Genomic DNA, 17,749 nt, shown 5'->3' with positions numbered 1-17,749 from the left:
TCTCAATGAAAATTATGGAATTAAGTAATAGAGTTCAGATCAAAGATTTTCCTAAATCAAACTATTTATCTTCCCTCAAAAAAACAGTGAGAACTTTTGTGAGAAGAAAATGTGATTGGTCAATAGGAATTTATACAGGTGAATCACCTTTTCAATTAAGTTCTCCAGAGAATATCAAAAATCCGGTTTTGACGGCTAAAGATGTTACAGATATACCAGCAGACTTCGTTGCTGATCCATTTATGGTTCGTGAGAATGGAGTTTGGTATATGTTTTTCGAGGTACTAAATAGTTTGAATTTTAAAGGAGAGATAGGACTTGCAACTAGCAAAAATGGCTTGAATTGGCGTTATGAACAAATCATAATTAGGGAGGATTTTCATTTATCTTATCCTTATGTATTCAAGTTCCAAAATGAATACTATATGATTCCAGAAAGCTATAAAGCTAATGCAATTAGGCTATATAAAGCAGTTGAATTTCCTACTAGATGGACATTAGTTAAAACCTTACTAGAAGGCAGCGATTATGTAGATTCTTCAATTTTCAATTTCCATGATCAATGGTGGATGTTTACGACATCTCCCCAGGGGAATATACTGCATCTTTACTATGCTGATGAATTAATGGGAAATTGGGTCAAGCATCCTCAAAGTCCTTTAATAGAAGGAAATTTTCATATATCCAGACCGGGAGGAAGGGTAATAGTATCTGATGGCAAGATTTTCCGATATACACAGGATGTGGTGGGTTTTTATGGTAATCAAGTTAGGGCTTATGAAATTACAAATTTGACAACTACTAACTATGAAGAAAAAGAGATCATCCATAATCCAGTGATTAAAGGAAGTGGTGAAGGTTGGAATAAAATTGGTATGCACAATATTGATCCACATCAACTTGATAATGGTAAATGGATAGCTTGTGTGGATGGTTATCAAATAGTTTTTGTATTTGGCATGGCAGAAAGAAAAAGAATTAAGATCATGACGAAAGCCAATGCCAAAAAATAAAGACATAACCCTACGTCGTAATTTTTCTTGGACTTTCATTGGTAATCTAATTTATTCAGGTTGCCAATGGGGAATGTTAGTAGTTTTAGCTAAACTTGGTAATCCAGAAATGGTAGGGACATTTACTTTAGGATTAGCAGTAACAGCCCCAGTAATGATGTTTAGTAATCTCCAATTACGAGATATTCAAACAACAGATGCTAAAAATCATTATCTTTTCAATGATTATTTAGGTTTAAGATTGATCACGACAGGGTTAGCATTACCAATAATCTTATGGATTACCTTAGCTACAGGATATAAAGGTGAGACAGCAATAGTCATAATTTTGATTGGTTTTGCTAAAGGATTAGAATCAATTAGCGATGTTTTTTATGGACTGCTTCAGAAACATGAAAAAATGGATCGCATGGCCGTATCTGTAATGATGAAAGGTCCTTTATCTTTACTGATGTTAAGTATAGGTACTTATATATCAGGTAGTATTGTTTGGGGAGTCGTTGGGTTAGTCATAGCTTGGGCTTGTATTTTATTGATCTGGGATATCCCTAGTTATCGGTGGTTGATTAATAAATTTACATTAGAAGGTGAAATTCCTGATTCTCTGGAGGGAAAGACAGCAAAACCTCGGTGGCAATTAGGAACTATCAGGAAGTTAATTTGGTTATCCTTACCTTTGGGTTTGGTAATGATGTTGATTTCCCTGAATGCTAATATTCCTCGCTATTTTCTAGAGCAGTCTTTAGGAAAAAAAGAACTCGGTGTATTTGCTGCCCTTGCGTACCTGATAGTGGCAGGAAACATGGTAGTCAGTGCATTAGGTAGCGCAGCCCGTCCTAGACTGGCAAAATACTACGCGGGGGGGAACGTTAGCGCGTACCAAAAACTTCTCGTCCAACTTGTTGCTATTGCTTGTCTGTTGGGGTTGTCCGGTATTTTAGTCGCTTGGGTTGCTGGTGGGCAAATCTTAACTATTGTTTACCAACCAGAATACGCCCAATATACTGAGCTTCTGATTTGGTTAATGGTGACAGCGGGAATTGGGTATGTTTCCTCTTTTCTCGGTGAAGGAATGACCGCTGCTAGATATTTTCGTACGCAAATTCCATTGTTCATTATAGTCACCAGTACATCTGCGATCGCTTCCTTCTGGTTTATTCCTAAAAATGGACTCAAAGGGGCAGCAATAGCACTGATGATAGCCGAAATAGTCCGCATAATTTTTACATTAGGAGTCATATTTCATGCCGTACATCGCATCCAAAGATATCAAACACACAGATAGAGAAATTACTCAAAAACCTCGACGCATTCTTCATGTTTTAGGGGGTATGAATCGGGGGGGAATTGAAACTTGGCTCATGCAAATTTTACAGCATATAGACCGCGATCGCTTCCAAATGGATTTTTTAGTCCATAGCACAGAACCCGGTGCTTATGACCAAGAAGCACGCGCTCTCAACAGTCAAATTATTACCTGTCCCTATCCCTCTCGACCCTGGATTTACGTTCCCAAATTTCGCCAGATTTTGCGTGAACATGAACCCTATGATATTATTCATAGTCACGTACATCTCTTCAGTGGCAATATTTTGCGTCTGGCTGCTCAAGCAGGTATACCCTGTCGTATTGCTCACTGTCACACAGATACATCAGCCATAGCCACGAAAGGGGGACTTGATCGCCGATTATATTATACCTGGATGAAATCTTGGATTAACCGCTATGCAACTATGGGTTTAGGAATCAACAACCAAGCGGTAGCAGCCTTATTTGGTTCGAGTGACAAATCTAACCCCCGTTGGCAAGCTATTAATTATGGTCTGGATATCACCCCTTATGCAGATAAAATTGATGCAGCCGCTCTCCGGGCTGAACTTGGTATCCCTACGGATACTTTTGTAATTGGTCACATAGGTAGATTTGTGGAAGTAAAAAACCATACCTTTATTCTTGATATTGCCGCAGCAGTAGTCAAAAGAGAACCGAAAATACGTCTTTTGTTAGTAGGAGAGGGTTCACTGCGATCGCAAATAGAACAAAAAGCTTCCCAATTAGGCTTAACGGATCATGTGATCTTTGCAGGTGTTCGTGCTGATGTTCCCCGATTAATGCGAGGTGCTATGGATGTATTCCTGTTTCCATCCCTTTTTGAAGGATTAGGAAATGTACGGTTAGAAGCACAGTGTGCGGGATTACCTGCCGTAATTTCCGACGTTGTTCCCGAGGAAGGTGATGTAATCAAACCCCTAGTGCAGCGACTTTCTCTAAGTGAATCAGCGGATACTTGGGCAGAAGCAATTTTAACTTGGAAAAATAAAGCACCAGCGATTAATCAAACTGACGCTTTAAAAATCATGAAAGATAGTAATTTCAACATTGACAAAGCCGTCAAACAATTAGAACAGATTTATCAAAATTAAATATCCAACAACATAGTTTTATGAATCAACAGCCCCTTCACAGGAAAACAATTTATCCTGATAGTTTAATAATTTCCGTTTTCCTTTGTCTCATCATATTGCTAGGATTTCTGCCAACTACAAATCAATTTTTACACTGGTTTATTATTCCAGTAACATTGAGTGGAATTGTGATTGGTATTGACGCTGTGCAATGGTTTCGGGGGCGCTTGAATATCTTTTCTCCCGTAGGCGTTATGGGTTTATTAGGTGTTCATTTTTTCTTTTTAGCACCCCTACTTCATGTTAGTTGGAATAATTGGTTAAGTAGTGATTTAATACCACCCCCAGACTGGCGACCCTGGGTAGGTGGAATGGCAATTCTGAACTTATTAGGTATTTTACTTTATCGCATTTCTAGAAATATAGATTTCTCTGGGTTTTTCCAGGAAAAATCAATTAATCAAAAGAGAAATCAAAAAACAGTTTGGATGATTAATAAACAACGTTTTCCTTTAATTGTGGGGATAGGACTAATTGTTTGTTTAGTTTTACAAATATTAGTTTATAGCCAGTATGGAGGGTTAATTGGTTATATCAATGCTTTTGCAGATAAACAAACCGAAGCCGGAGTAGGACAAGGTTGGTTATTAATGATTTGTGAAAGTTTTCCCAATTTAGCAATGATGGCATTTGCAGTCTATGCTAAAGACAAAAAAAGATTACAAACATGGCCTGTATTGATTACAGTTCTGGTCATATTTTTTGTAATTAAATTACTATTTGGTGGCTTGCGGGGTAGTCGTAGTAATACAATATGGGCATTATTTTGGGCAGCGGGAATGATTCATTTTTGGCTGAAGAAAATTAATAAAAAACAAATCCTCATGGGCATGATATTCTTCATATTTTTCATGTACTTTTATGGATTTTTAAAATCAGGGGGAACTGAAGGATTTCAAACTGCCTTAGAGGGAGCAGAAGCCAGGGAAGAATACACAGCAGAAAATGGGAGAACTTGGGAGAACTTATTATTAGGAGATTTAGGCAGAACCGACGTTCATGCTTATATGCTATATAGATTAATGGACGATGATAGTGATTACCAATATGGTTGGGGGAGAACTTATTATTCAGCATTTACTATTTTAATTCCCCAACAACTTTGGCCTTTCCCCGAAAAACCGCCGAATAAATCCAAAGAAGGAACAGACCTGCTTTATGGTATGGGTTCTTATGTTCCTGGTGTGTGGGTATCCTCCAAAGTTTACGGAATTGCTGGAGAAATAATGCTAAATTTTGGACCTTTTGCTGTACCTTTTTCTTATATTTTTCTGGGGGTAGTTGTAGGATCTATTCAACGTTCTTTGGCGGGGTATTTAAAAGGAGATACTCGCTTACTGTTGCTACCAATGTTAATCAATTTCAGTTTTACAATTTTGATAGGTGACTTGGATAATCTTATATATTTTTTAATCACTGTCGGTGGTGTTCCTTCTCTAGTAATTTTTAGCAGTTCTGAAAGAAAAATACTCCTCCCTCACTCTCCTCTGATCAACGAAAGGGAACAAACTCCCCTTTACAACTAAATGACCAATTACCCATTAGCAATTACCTATGTTAAAGATTCTTCATTTAATTAGCAGTTTAAATAGAGGTGGAATTGAAATGTGGCTACTTTCTATGCTGCGAGAAATTCCCAGAAACCAATATGAGATGGATTTCTGTTGTAAAGGACAAAATGTAGGTGCATTAGCAAATATTGCAGAAGAATTAGGTGCAAAAGTATTTCATTGTCAATTAAATTTTGCTCATTTTGGCTTTATTGACAACTTAAAACGGATTATCATAGAGGGAAATTACCAGATTCTCCATAACCATTTAGAAACTTATAGTGGTCTTGGCACTTGGCTAGGTAATGAATTAGGAATCCCCGTGATTACCTCCTTTCATAATACGAAATTTTTTACTCCCCAAACACCATTAACTCGTCGTTTTGTCATTCGACAATTACGGTCAATTTACGCAAAATTTAGTATTCGCTACGCATTGGAAAATTCTCATTTAGTCACAGGTTGTTCTCAAGGAGTAATTGATAGTTTGACGAGTTTTGATCAAAACATAAAAAATTCTGGTCTTGTTTTAAATTATGGTGTGAATATTCCCGATTTAGCAACACCTGAAAAATGCAAAGAGTTGCGTAATTCTTTTGGTTGGACTGAAGATACCCCGATTATTCTTCATGTAGGAAGATTAATAGAACAAAAAAATCATTTAGGATTACTTTCTATATTCCAAAAAGTTGTAGAAAAGATTCCTACAGCCAAACTTTTGTTAGTAGGAGAAGGTCCATTACGAGGATTAATTACAGAAAATATCACCAAACTTGGACTTATAAATGCAGTTAAGCTACTCGGACTGCGTGACGATATTCCGGCATTAATGACTTGTACTAACGTTTTTTTATTTCCCTCTTTTCATGAAGGATTACCAGTAGTTTCTCTTGAAGCCAATGCAGCGGGATTGCCAATTGTTGGTTCAAAAATACCCGGTTTAATAGAAGCGGTCAAAGATCGAGAAACAGGGATTTTACATGAAGTAGAAGACCTAGAAGGCATGGCTAAATCAACAATTGAAATCATCAATAATCGCCAATATGCTCAGGAACTTGCTCAGGCTGGAAGAACCTGGATAAAAAGTAAATATTCCACGGAAAATAGTACCAAAAAACTAATAGAAATTTACCATAATTGCCCAATCAAAATATAAAAATTAAGCCCAAAAAAATGGATGTATTAGTAACAGCCAGCGCCCGCTTTGCGATAACAAGTGATGGTATGCTGTGGACTCCAAATCAATCATTAGATTATCACTTCTGGTCTCGATATTTAGACGTATACGATGAAGTTAAAATCTTGGCACGAGCAAAACCGTATCAATTACCACCATCCGGCTGGAATCAAGCTTCAGGACAAGGAATCAAAGCGATACCCTTACCCGACTATCAAGGCGGATCAGGATTAGTAAAAAACTATACTTACATCAAAAAAACTGCGATCGCTGCGTTAGCAAATACGAAAGCCGTACAAATGCGTTTATCCTGTGATATTGGTGGAATTGTCTGGCGGTGTTTAGCATCTTCAAGACCTTATGGGATAGAAGTAGTTAATGATCCTTATGATGTTTTTGCCCCTGGTGCTTATAAGCATCCTTTAAGAGCAGTTTTTCGGAGATGGTCAACGTGGCAATTACAACGTCATACCGCCAATGCTACGGCTGCTGCTTATGTAACAGAATACTCATTACAAAAGCGATATCCGCCGAAAAATGGCGCATTTTCCACTTATTTTTCCAGTATTGATTTACCCAATTCAGCCTTTGCGGCTGCACCGCGAGAACCAAGAACAGGTATAAAATCATTTACGCTGGTTAGCGTAGGTACATTGGCTCAACTGTATAAAGCACCAGATATCTTAATTAAAGCCATTGCAGTTTGTGTACAAGAAGGGTTAGATCTACAACTAATTTGGGTAGGAGATGGTAAATACAAAAGAGAATTGCAAACATTAGCAGCGGAAAAAGGTATAAATAAGCGAGTCACATTTTGCGGATATTTATCAACCAGAGAGCAAGTAATTGAGCAATTGGATAAAGGGGATCTTTTCGTTCTCCCATCATACCAGGAAGGCTTACCAAAAGCCATGATCGAAGCCATGGCGCGGGGGCTACCTTGTATTGGCTCAAATGTAGGGGGTATTCCCGAATTATTACCAGAGGAGGATATGGTTAACCCTGGTTGTCACATAGCACTGGCACATAAAATCCGGGAAGTTGTCACCAACCCATACCGTTTAGGAAATATGTCAATTTCCAATTTAGAAAAAGCCAAAAATTACAGAGAAGATATTTTGCAAAAACGCCGAATTAAATTCTACAGTCATGTCAGAGAACAAACGCAGACATGGTTATCAAGCCAGACAAAATCCTTCTAAATTATCTATCAACCTCTAAACAAACTCTAAATAAAAATGAATAAAATTTTAATAGTAACAACAATTCCTAGCACTATTAATGCTTTTCTTTTACCTTTTGTTGAACATTTCCGCGCTCATGGTTGGAAAGTAGATGCAATGGCACGGGGAATCAGTGCAAATGCTCAATGTTTAGCAGCATTTGATCAAGTGTGGGATATAGAATGGTCAAGAAATCCCCTAAATCCATTGAATTTAATAGCTGCTCCTCAGATTATTCAGAAAATAGTTGAAAAAGAGAAATATGATATAGTTCATGTTCACACACCAGTAGCAGCTTTCGTGACTCGCTATGCTTTAAAAAAACTGAAAAAGCGACTTAATACAAAAGTCATTTATACAGCTCATGGTTTTCATTTCTACCAAGGAGGTAAAGCTTTAAAAAATGCTTTCTTTCTAGCTTTAGAAAAATTAGCTGGGTATTGGACGGACTATTTAGTAGTGATTAATCGTGAAGATCAAGCAGCGGCTCAAAAATACAAACTTGTCTCATCAGAACGGCTTAATTATATGCCAGGAATTGGCGTAAATTTGCAATATTATAAAGCTGATTCTATTTCTTTAGAAGATATTGAGAAATTACGTCAAGAATTAGGACTAACAGCAAACACTAAATTGCTGTTATCAGTAGCTGAATTTATTCCCCGAAAAAGATTGTCAGATATTTTAAAAGCATACTCTAATTTAAACAGACCTGAAACCTGTTTAGTTTTTGCTGGAGATGGAATATTAATGGAGGAAATGCAGCAGTTAGCAATGAAATTAAATATTCAAAATCAAGTCCGATTTTTAGGAATACGTCGAGATATTCCCATTTTAATGCGTACCGCAGCAGCCACCATTTTAGTTTCCGAACAAGAAGGTTTACCCAGATGTGTAATGGAAGCTATGTCCTTAGAAACTCCAGTAATTGGTACAAATATTCGCGGAACGAGAGACTTATTAGAAAATGGATGTGGTTTACTTGTAGAAGTGGGTGATATAGCAGGAATAACAAAAGCAATGACATGGATATTAGATCATCCAGAAAAAGCGATAATTATCAGTAAAAAAGGACGAGAAATAATAGCTAATTATGACATAAACCAAATTATTAACATGCACACAACCTTATACACCCAAGTTCAGACACCAAACTTATAGTGATTCACGAAGATTAGAAAATCTGCAATAATTATGAAGAAATATCCGGTATTATTAGCTATTGTTATCTGCATTTTTATAGTTTTCCAAAATGGAGTATTTCCACAAAACTTATCTGCGTTAGCAACAAGAAAAGTTATTAATAACGAAAGAGGATTTTACTATGTATTTCCTTATAATGATGATTGGTCAAAAGTTGGAGCTTATATAGGATTAGCTCATTATGATAGTTTTGAAGCCATGAATCAAGAAGCTATTAGAGGAATTCAGGGTCGTTTTCAACACTTTCATTCTCAAGATGAAAATAAATATGCTTATTTTCCCTATGCTGAATTAAAGGAATATGAAACTGACGAATTAAATCAAAATCATCCACCATTATGGATTACTGCTAGGTATAAAAATCAAAGAAAACCTGTAATTTTTGAATGGTTGTCAAAAGAAAAAGCTCAAGGTGTGAATTTTGCTGATGAGCGTTATATAAATTTCTTTATTAAAAAATATGTCCGTAATAAACTACAAAAAAATTCCTATCAAAATATTTGGTTAGGACTGGATAACTGCGCTTTTAATTACAGTTTATATGGTGTATTTGACGAAAAAAATAATTTTATAAATAACGTTAAATGGGAGAAACCATTTCCCCAAAATAATCAGGATTTTTTACAATCTGTCAAGTATTTTTTCAAACGAGTTAAAGAATTAGCACCCGATATTAAAATTATTTGTAATGAAGGGAGTATTGCTGATGAAACTCAGTATAATCAAATATTTGCGAATACAGATGGAGTTATTTTAGAAGATTTTCTTGGTGAGATATATAATCAAGATGGAAATTATGCTAGAGATAAAATTTATCAAATTTATTTGCGAATGAAAAATTTTGCGACCAACAAAGTACAAATTTATCAACCTCATACACACGACCGAGATGAACTTATTCATGATATGTACCTTGGGTATTTAATTTTTGGTGGAGAAAATCGATTTTTAAGTATGGATAATGATCAAAGTCAAGAGATTGATCCAAAACGATATATAGAAATTAAAAATGCTTTGGGTAATCCAACTTCTCCAGCAACAGACCAACAGGAAATAAATAAAAGTCAAGGATATCGTCTTTATTCAAGAAGTTATGAAGGAGGAATTATATATTTTAATCTCACGGGAAAAACGCAAACCATAAAATTAAAATCAGGGAAGAAATATTTTGACGAAGATCATCGTCCAGTAACAAGAATTGTCATTCAAGATAAAACAGCAAAATATGTAGTTTTTAGTCCACAAGTCAGAGCCGAGAAACCTGTGATTAGTCCAGTTCAAGAAGGGATGATCACGGGTGAAGTTCTTGTTAATATCGAGAGTAAAATACCCAATGCAACTATTAGATATACTCTTGATAATAGCGAACCAAATCAAAATTCTCGAATTTATATTAGTCCGATTAAACTAACTAAAAGTGCTATGGTAAAAGCTAAAGTGTTTACTCCAAATGGGTCTACAAGTTTGATATCAAGTACTTATTATAGTATGACCAATAAATTACCGCAAGTGGAATTTCATGTAAGTGCAGCAAGTGGAAGTGAATTTTTAAATATGGATTATCCCCTAGTAAAACTAAATTACATGAGTGGGAAAACGGTAACTGTTAATTATTCAGTTGTAGGGGGTACAGCCAAGAATGATGGTATAGATTATAAATTAGGAAATGGTCAGTTGACATTTAAAGCTGGAGAACAGTACAAATATTTACCAATACCAATTATTAATGATGATCAAAAAGAAAATAATGAGACTATCAAAATTAAGCTTTATCAGACAGTTAATGCCAAATTAGGGAATAAAAATTTATATACTTATACAATTAAGGATAATGATTAAAGGTATTGACAATATGGCTATATTATCTTTTGTATTTTCGCTATATTTTTAATAAGGGTTTTGTTTCGCGCAAATGTGCAAAGACGCAAAGAAGAATATAAATGTCTGAATCAGGATTTATAAGATTAACAGAGTAGAAAAACATGGGAAATAGCGAATCACAAACTAGGAATTATAATCAATCTTACCTAAGATGGATTAGCAGATTTATCAAATTAGTATTAGATAGATTTGTCGCTTTTATCGGCATAATTTTTCTTTTTCCTATTCTGATAATTGTAGCAGGTGCTATTTATTTGCGTATGGGGAGTCCAGTTTTATTTATCCAACCCCGTCCAGGTAAAAATGCGCGGATTTTTAACTTCTATAAATTCCGCACCATGACTAATGAAAAGGACGAAAAAGGTAATTTATTATCTGACGAAAAACGCTTAACATCCTTTGGTGATTTTATCCGCAAAACCAGCTTAGATGAACTTCCTCAATTGTGGAATGTTTTTAAGGGTGATATGAGTTTTGTGGGTCCACGTCCTTTGCGTGTGCAATATCTTGAACTTTATACTCCTGAACAAGCTCGTCGTCACGATGTTTTACCAGGAATCACAGGACTAGCCCAAATTAATGGTCGTAATGCTATTAGCTGGGAAACAAAGTTTAACTTGGATATTTGGTATATTGACAATTGGAATCTTTGGCTAGATTTGAAAATTCTTCTATTAACATTTTGGAAAGTCCTGAAGCGTGAAAATATCAGTCAGGAAGGATATGCAACTGCGCCGGATTTTAAAGGTCAGCAATAAATAAGTATTAAGTTTTTTTGGCAAATCAAGGATGGTAATTTTATGGACAAAGTTGTTATTTTTGGAAACGGTTTTTTTGCAGAAAGTATTTACTTTTATCTCAAGCATGATTCAGATCATCAATTAATCGCGTTTACGGTTGATGAATCTCACATTACATCAGAAAGTTTCCATGATTTACCAGTTGTGGCTTATGAAAAACTTGAAAAATATTATCCACCTACTGAATATAAGTTGTTTATTCCTCTCGGTTATGAAAGATTAAATAAGTTGCGGGCAGAAAAATACTATGATGCTAAAAAGAGAGGATATGGTTTTATTTCTTATATCAGTTCTAAAGCTGATAGCGAAGCGCGACCTAGGAATCATCATAATATATCTGTAGGTGAAAACTGCTTGATTTTAGAGAATAGTATCATAGAACCTCAAGTTATTATTGGTGATAATTGTATTCTCGCTGGTGGTAATCATATTGGACATCATTCGATAATTAATAATCATTGTTTTCTTGCTTCTCATGTTGTCCTTGGTGGAAGAGTAATGGTAGGAGAGTACAGTTTTATCGGCATGAATGCTACTATCAGAAATGCCATAAATATTGGCAAAGAAAATATTATTGGTGCAGGGTCAATAATTCTTACCAATACCGAAGATCAAGCAGTTTACTCTCCAGGAGAAACTCCAAAATTTCAAGTTCCTAGCAATCTTATCCATATTTAAGGGAGAGAATAATTTATGACCGGGTTTTCCTGTTTTGTTGTTGGTAATGGGACTCTATCTATCAATTGTTTAGAACTTTTATTGCTCAAAAATTGCCAATTATTAGGAGTATATTCGCCAGATAATTCATTACAAGCATGGTGTGAAAGTCATGGAATTGACTACATAAGTTCTCGCAATATTTTTCACAAAAGACTTATGAATGTTGAATATGACTATCTTTTTAGTATTAATAATGTTCAATGGATTATTCCCAAAAATGTAATTGCTAGAGCAAAAAAAGCGACTATCAATTATCATGATGCCCCACTACCAAAATACGCTGGTTTATACGCAACTTCCTGGGCATTACTAAACGGTGAAACCCAACACGCTGTCACTTGGCATCAAGTCGTTACCCAAGTTGATGCTGGTCCTATTTTTAAACAAAAAATAGTGCCAATTCGTCCAGATGATACGGCCTTTACTTTAAATATTAGTTGCTTTGATGCTGCGATCGCTTCTTTTGATGAACTCACAGCAGAATTAATCGCTGGTAATGTTGAACCAATACCCCAGGATTTATCCCAACGAACTTATTTTGGTTATGAACATCGTCCGGTTTCCCTAATATCTTATGATGTCAGCAGTAAAGATATTTGCAATTTAGTTAGGGCCCTGGATTTTGGTCCAGTATGGCTAGGCCAGGCAGGTTATCGCAATGAATTAGGTCAACCTAAAATCTGGCTACCAGGAGGGGTTGTCGTCGTCAGTTCTGCCCGGCCAATCATATCTGAACATGGAACGCCTGGACAAGTTCTGATTTTAAATGCGGAAGGAATTAGTATTGCTACTATAGACGGGGCAGTGCAATTTGGTAATTTAAAAACATTAAATGGAAAGGACATTTCTTTTCAAGAGTTGCAACAATATTATGGTGTGCGGGTTGGTGATGTTTTACCTGTAATTGACACGGAAACCAAAAAGGCAATTAGTCAGCGGAATATTGCTTTATCTCGTTATGAACAATTTTGGGTTGAAAGGTTGACAAGGTTTACGCCTTTTCAACATCCCTATTTAGGGCGAGAAATATCCCATCAATTACCAGAGTTTTCATCACCCCAGCTTCAACGTTATCATATTTTGTCCAATGCACCTGTAGAACCAAAAAATCTACTGGTGATGTTTGCGGCTTATTGTGTGCGATTAGCGACAGAATCAAGTGGGGAATTTGATTTAGGACTACAAACGGAATCTCAGCGCGGTATTGCTCCTGAATTGTTTTCGCAAATAGTTCCTTTGCGTGTGAAATTTGAAAAGGAAGAGTCTTTTAGTGATTTTCAAGGGCGATTATCAGCGGATTTAGATTACATAAATCACTTAGGTAGTTTTAGACATACACTATTAGGACGTTATCCTGAATTACAGGATACGGAATACGGGCGGAATCTTTTTTCTAGGGGGCGAACAGCCGTTTGCCCCTACCCGTGGTTGCCGAAAATCTTTCCTGTGGCGATCGCATCTGTTCCTGCTCCCGATGCTTTAAAAGATTTGGCTGACTGGGATTTTATGAATGCTTCTATGGCCTTTGTGGCTTATGAAGATGGGAGTTACAGTGAGTTGGTACATAAGGGGGAATTGAGTGATGCGGACTCTAGGCAAATTGTCCAACAACTTGAGGTTTTTATCTCTGCTTGTTTAGAACATCCCGAACAATCTTTAGATAATTTACCAATTCTTAACCTCAGCCAACAACAGCAGATTTTAGAAGAATGGAATCAGACTGCACAACCTTTCCCCGCAGATAAATGTATTCATGATTTATTTGCTCAACAAGTAGAGCGGACTCCTGATGCTATTGCTGTGGTTTTTCAAGAACAACAATTAACTTATCGGGAATTAAACACACAAGCTAACCAACTAGCGCATTACTTAATTTTACAGGGAGTTGGACCTGATGTGTTGGTGGGTTTGCTGATGGAGCGATCGCTAGAAATGATGATCGGGTTATTAGCAATTCATAAGGCTGGAGGGGCTTATCTTCCCCTAGACCCTGATTTTCCTCAAGAGCGTTTGGCTTTCATGGTAGAAGATTCCCAAGCACCCATCATCTTAACCAACTTAGTAGCAACTACGGCGGAAAGGGCAACTACGGGGGGTTGCTCCTGCAGGATTATTCCCATTGATGGAATCAGGGAAGAATTTAGCCAACAACCGACGACGAATCCCCATACAGAAGTTAAACCAGAAAACCTCAGTTATGTCATCTACACCTCTGGCTCCACGGGAAAACCCAAGGGTGTGATGGTAGAACATAGAAATGTGCTTAATTTTTTCACGGGAATGGATGGGGTAATTAACCATGAACCACCGGGAGTATGGTTAGCTGTAACCAGTTTGTCTTTTGATATTTCAGTCTTAGAACTCTTTTGGACTCTGGCACGGGGATTTAAAGTAGTAATTTATAACCCCAAAGCAGAGCGGAAACCTGCTACTGCCGCCAGTTTAAAACGGCAAAATCGCTCTAAATCCATAGATTTTAGTCTTTTCTATTTTTCTAGCCATGAGAAGGGTGAAGATGCTGCGGACAAATATCGCTTATTACTAGAAGGGGCTAAATTTGCCGATGCTCATGGGTTTAAAGCAGTTTGGACTCCGGAACGTCATTTTCACGCTTTTGGTGGCTTATTCCCCAATCCGGTGGTCAGTAGTGCGGCGATCGCTACCATCACTAAAGATATCCAAATCCGGGCTGGTAGCTGTGTTTCTCCACTACATAACACAATTCGTCTGGCGGAAGATTGGTCTTTAGTAGATAATCTCTCCAATGGTCGAGTAGGCATATCTTTTGCCGCTGGTTGGCAACCCAACGATTTCGCGCTGTATCCCGATAGATTTGCCAACCGCAAGGAAATCATGTTTGAGCAAATAGAAGAGGTACAGGCACTTTGGCGGGGAGAAAGCCTTGAGCTTACGAACGGAAAGGGAGAAAGGTTTTTTGTGCAAACCCTACCTCGCCCCGTTCAACCGACACTGCCAATCTGGATCACAGCCGCAGGTAACCCAGAGACCTTTCGTGAGGCGGGAGCTAAGGGCTTTAATATTTTAACTCACTTACTGGGACAAAGTTTAGAGGAATTAGCGGCCAAAATTGCCATTTATCGTCAAGCTTATACAGAGAATGGACATACTGGCGAGGGAATTGTCAGCTTGATGATACATACTTATGTAGGGGAAAGTAAGGAAGAAGTGAAGGAACTTGTGCGGCAGCCAATGCGGCAATACTTGGCCAGTTCTTTGGATTTAATCAAGCTTGCGGCCTGGTCTTTCCCCACATTCAAGCAGAAAACCACGAATGAGAAGGGACAGTTTTCGGTGTCCCATTTGTCTGACCCAGATATGAGTGAGGTACTAGATTTCTCCTTTGAACGCTACTTTGAAACTAGTAGTTTATTTGGAACAGTGGATACCTGTGTACAGATGGTAGATCGAATTAAAGCCATCGGTGTTAACGAAATTTCTTGTCTGATTGATTATGGTGTGGATACGGATACGGTGCTATCTCAGTTACCGCTACTGGATGAATTGAAAACACGAATCGCCTCTCAACCTACCACTGAATCCGTAGCCGATTTGATTAAGAGTCATCAGGTGACACATCTGCAATGTACTCCTTCTATGGCTAGTTTACTGATTGCAGACACCCCGAACCGCCAGGCTTTATCACAGTTATCTAATTTAATGATAGGTGGTGAGGCTTTTACCGAAGCTTTAGCAAAAGAACTTCAGCAGATAATTCCCGGACAGATTCATAATATGTATGGTCCAACAGAAACCACTGTTTGGTCTGCAACCCATACTTTAACTCAAGTCAATGGAGTTGTTCCCCTGGGTCGTCCTATTGCCAATACTGAGTTATACGTTCTGGACAATAATCAGCAACCTGTGCCTGTTGGTATGGCTGGTGAGCTATATATTGGCGGTCAAGGGGTGACGCGCGGATATTTAAACAGACCAGAGTTAACTCAGTCAAGATTTATCCCCCATCCTTTTAGTGGGGACACTAACGCCCGTTTATACCGAACTGGGGATTTAGTTCGCTACCGCAAAAATGGTAATCTAGACTTTTTAGGACGTATAGATTTTCAAGTAAAAATACGCGGACATCGGATTGAATTGGGAGAAATTGAGACAATTTTAAGCCGACATGAAGCAGTACAAGAAGCTGTAATTATTGTTCGTGAAGATATCCCAGGAGATAAGCGACTTGTAGCCTATATCCGTCCCCAACCAGGACAAAAACCATCTCATACAACTATTCGAGAATACTTACTTTCCCACTTACCTGAGTATATGGTTCCTTCTAACTTTGTTGTTCTGGAGACGTTTCCCCTGACTCCCAACCATAAAGTTGACCGCAAGGCCTTACCTGCTCCCATGTTAGCGTCTGTGACTGGAGATACTGTAAGTACCATAATACCCCAAAATCATCTTGAACAAACTCTGATAGAAATCTGGCAAAAAGTGCTTCAGATTTCCACCGTGGGAACTCAAGATAACTTCTTTGATTTGGGAGGTAATTCCCTAGTTGCTGTGAGATTAATTGGGGAAATTCGTTCGGTATTTAATGTAGATTTACCCTTGATTACTTTGTTTCAAGCTCCAACTATAATCGACATTTCTGGGCAGATTATGGCTAAGTCCGCAAATCAATCCAGTTCACAACATTGGGGTCAAATCTGTGCCAATAAATCCCGTCATGAAAAAGTGGAGATGGTGGGAATATCCAGATAAATTATTGCCATTAATATAGGCTGATCATTTGATATTTTAGATTTTGGGTTGACTCCTATTCAATCTAAAATCTAAAATCCGAATTTCTGAATTGACAAACTTATTTTTTTTGATTCTCGATATTCCTGAATATTCATTTATCAACATAGTGCCAAAGTGGCGAGAATATTTGAACGGATTTAGTATAGTTATTAATAACTGCTCATTTGCGTTTATTAAGTAACTCAAGTTGTTAGTTATCGGCTGGTAATGGGTAATTGGTCATTGGTGAGTAATTTTCTGTTTTAATCCTGTAAATCCTTTAATCTTGGAAATCCTGATATGACTCTGATCTGACTACGCTATCAGATATTTTCTTTAACTAGCAACTTACGTTATAATTTAATAATTTAGGATGTATAAATATGCCAAATCGCCAAGAAATACTAGAAATCTTAGGTGAAGCGATGGAAATAAATAGTGCAGATATTACAGAAGAAACAGTACTAAAAAACTTAGGAGATGCCTGGGACTCAGTGGCTATATTATCGGTAATATCAATCATTGATAGTTATGCTCAGAAATCTATTCCTGTTAATGTTATAGTCGAGAGCAAAACAATTAAAGACCTCATTGATCTTGTCTATAAAAATGACAATCAAGTAATTAGTTATCAGTAATTTTAATAATCAAGGAGAATAAGATGTTAGAGATGAAGAGAGAAGAAGTTGTCAAAATCATCAAAAAGGCATTTGCAGAAGTTGGAGATAAGTCAAATATTAACTTGCCAAAAAAATTAGATGAAGAAACGAGAATTTTAGGAGGAAATTCGCCTTTTGATTCTATGCACGTTGTCAATATTATTGTTCTGATTGAAGATTATATTGCAGATACATTTAACCTGAATATTACTTTAGCTAATGAGCATACTATGTCTCAGGGTAAAAGTCCATTTTTATCTATTAGGACATTGACAGATTATATAGTAGGTAATCTAATCTAATCTT

13 protein-coding genes are annotated in these 17,749 nt (G+C 37.0%); all 13 read left to right on the top strand.

What is annotated here, in order from left to right:
- Window positions 1-5: 5 nt before the first annotated feature.
- The 13 genes from H6F62_RS10675 to H6F62_RS10615 all read left to right on the top strand — a co-directional run bounded on the left by H6F62_RS10675 (window position 6) and on the right by H6F62_RS10615 (window position 17,745).
- Window positions 6-1,013, top strand: a complete 1,008-nt coding sequence (locus H6F62_RS10675; RefSeq protein WP_190372012.1) for a hypothetical protein — start codon at window positions 6-8, stop codon at window positions 1,011-1,013.
- Window positions 1,000-2,298, top strand: coding sequence for an oligosaccharide flippase family protein (locus tag H6F62_RS10670; protein WP_190372011.1), 1,299 nt, complete (start codon window positions 1,000-1,002; stop codon window positions 2,296-2,298). The genes H6F62_RS10675 and H6F62_RS10670 overlap by 14 nt, the downstream gene beginning before the upstream one ends.
- Window positions 2,258-3,436: a glycosyltransferase family 1 protein gene (locus H6F62_RS10665; RefSeq protein WP_137907088.1), complete on the top strand. Its 1,179-nt coding sequence runs from the start codon at window positions 2,258-2,260 to the stop codon at window positions 3,434-3,436. The genes H6F62_RS10670 and H6F62_RS10665 overlap by 41 nt, the downstream gene beginning before the upstream one ends.
- Before the next feature lie 20 nt (window positions 3,437-3,456).
- A complete protein-coding gene (locus tag H6F62_RS10660) occupies window positions 3,457-5,004 on the top strand; it encodes a hypothetical protein (RefSeq protein ID WP_190372010.1) in 1,548 nt (515 codons plus the stop codon).
- A 28-nt stretch (window positions 5,005-5,032) separates the two neighbouring features.
- A complete protein-coding gene (locus H6F62_RS10655) occupies window positions 5,033-6,184 on the top strand; it encodes a glycosyltransferase (RefSeq protein WP_137907086.1) in 1,152 nt (383 codons plus the stop codon).
- A 17-nt stretch (window positions 6,185-6,201) separates the two neighbouring features.
- Window positions 6,202-7,407, top strand: coding sequence for a glycosyltransferase family 4 protein (locus H6F62_RS10650; RefSeq protein ID WP_190372009.1), 1,206 nt, complete (start codon window positions 6,202-6,204; stop codon window positions 7,405-7,407).
- Window positions 7,408-7,443: 36 nt separating this feature from the next.
- Window positions 7,444-8,589 (top strand): glycosyltransferase family 4 protein, encoded by a 1,146-nt coding sequence (locus H6F62_RS10645; protein WP_137907084.1) that lies wholly within the window; start codon window positions 7,444-7,446, stop codon window positions 8,587-8,589.
- A gap of 33 nt (window positions 8,590-8,622) precedes the next feature.
- On the top strand, window positions 8,623-10,470 hold the full coding sequence (locus H6F62_RS10640) for an FN3 associated domain-containing protein (RefSeq protein WP_137907083.1): 1,848 nt from the start codon (window positions 8,623-8,625) through the stop codon (window positions 10,468-10,470).
- A gap of 143 nt (window positions 10,471-10,613) precedes the next feature.
- On the top strand, window positions 10,614-11,270 hold the full coding sequence (locus H6F62_RS10635) for a sugar transferase (protein ID WP_137907082.1): 657 nt from the start codon (window positions 10,614-10,616) through the stop codon (window positions 11,268-11,270).
- Between the two features lie 42 nt (window positions 11,271-11,312).
- Window positions 11,313-11,990 (top strand): acetyltransferase, encoded by a 678-nt coding sequence (locus H6F62_RS10630; protein WP_137907081.1) that lies wholly within the window; start codon window positions 11,313-11,315, stop codon window positions 11,988-11,990.
- 15 nt (window positions 11,991-12,005) lie between these two features.
- A complete protein-coding gene (locus H6F62_RS10625; RefSeq protein WP_190372008.1) occupies window positions 12,006-16,763 on the top strand; it encodes a MupA/Atu3671 family FMN-dependent luciferase-like monooxygenase in 4,758 nt (1,585 codons plus the stop codon).
- Between the two features lie 404 nt (window positions 16,764-17,167).
- Window positions 17,168-17,422, top strand: coding sequence for an acyl carrier protein (locus H6F62_RS10620; protein ID WP_190372007.1), 255 nt, complete (start codon window positions 17,168-17,170; stop codon window positions 17,420-17,422).
- A gap of 23 nt (window positions 17,423-17,445) precedes the next feature.
- Window positions 17,446-17,745 carry a hypothetical protein gene (locus H6F62_RS10615; protein ID WP_137907078.1) on the top strand — a complete coding sequence of 100 codons (300 nt, stop codon included), beginning with the start codon at window positions 17,446-17,448 and terminating at the stop codon, window positions 17,743-17,745.
- Window positions 17,746-17,749: the final 4 nt, after the last annotated feature.

It is taken from the genome of Anabaena sp. FACHB-1391 (assembly GCF_014696755.1).
Taxonomy (GTDB): domain Bacteria; phylum Cyanobacteriota; class Cyanobacteriia; order Cyanobacteriales; family Nostocaceae; genus Dolichospermum; species Dolichospermum planctonicum.
Note: the sequence above shows the minus strand (reverse complement) of the source record. Positions and strands in the feature narration are given on the sequence as shown.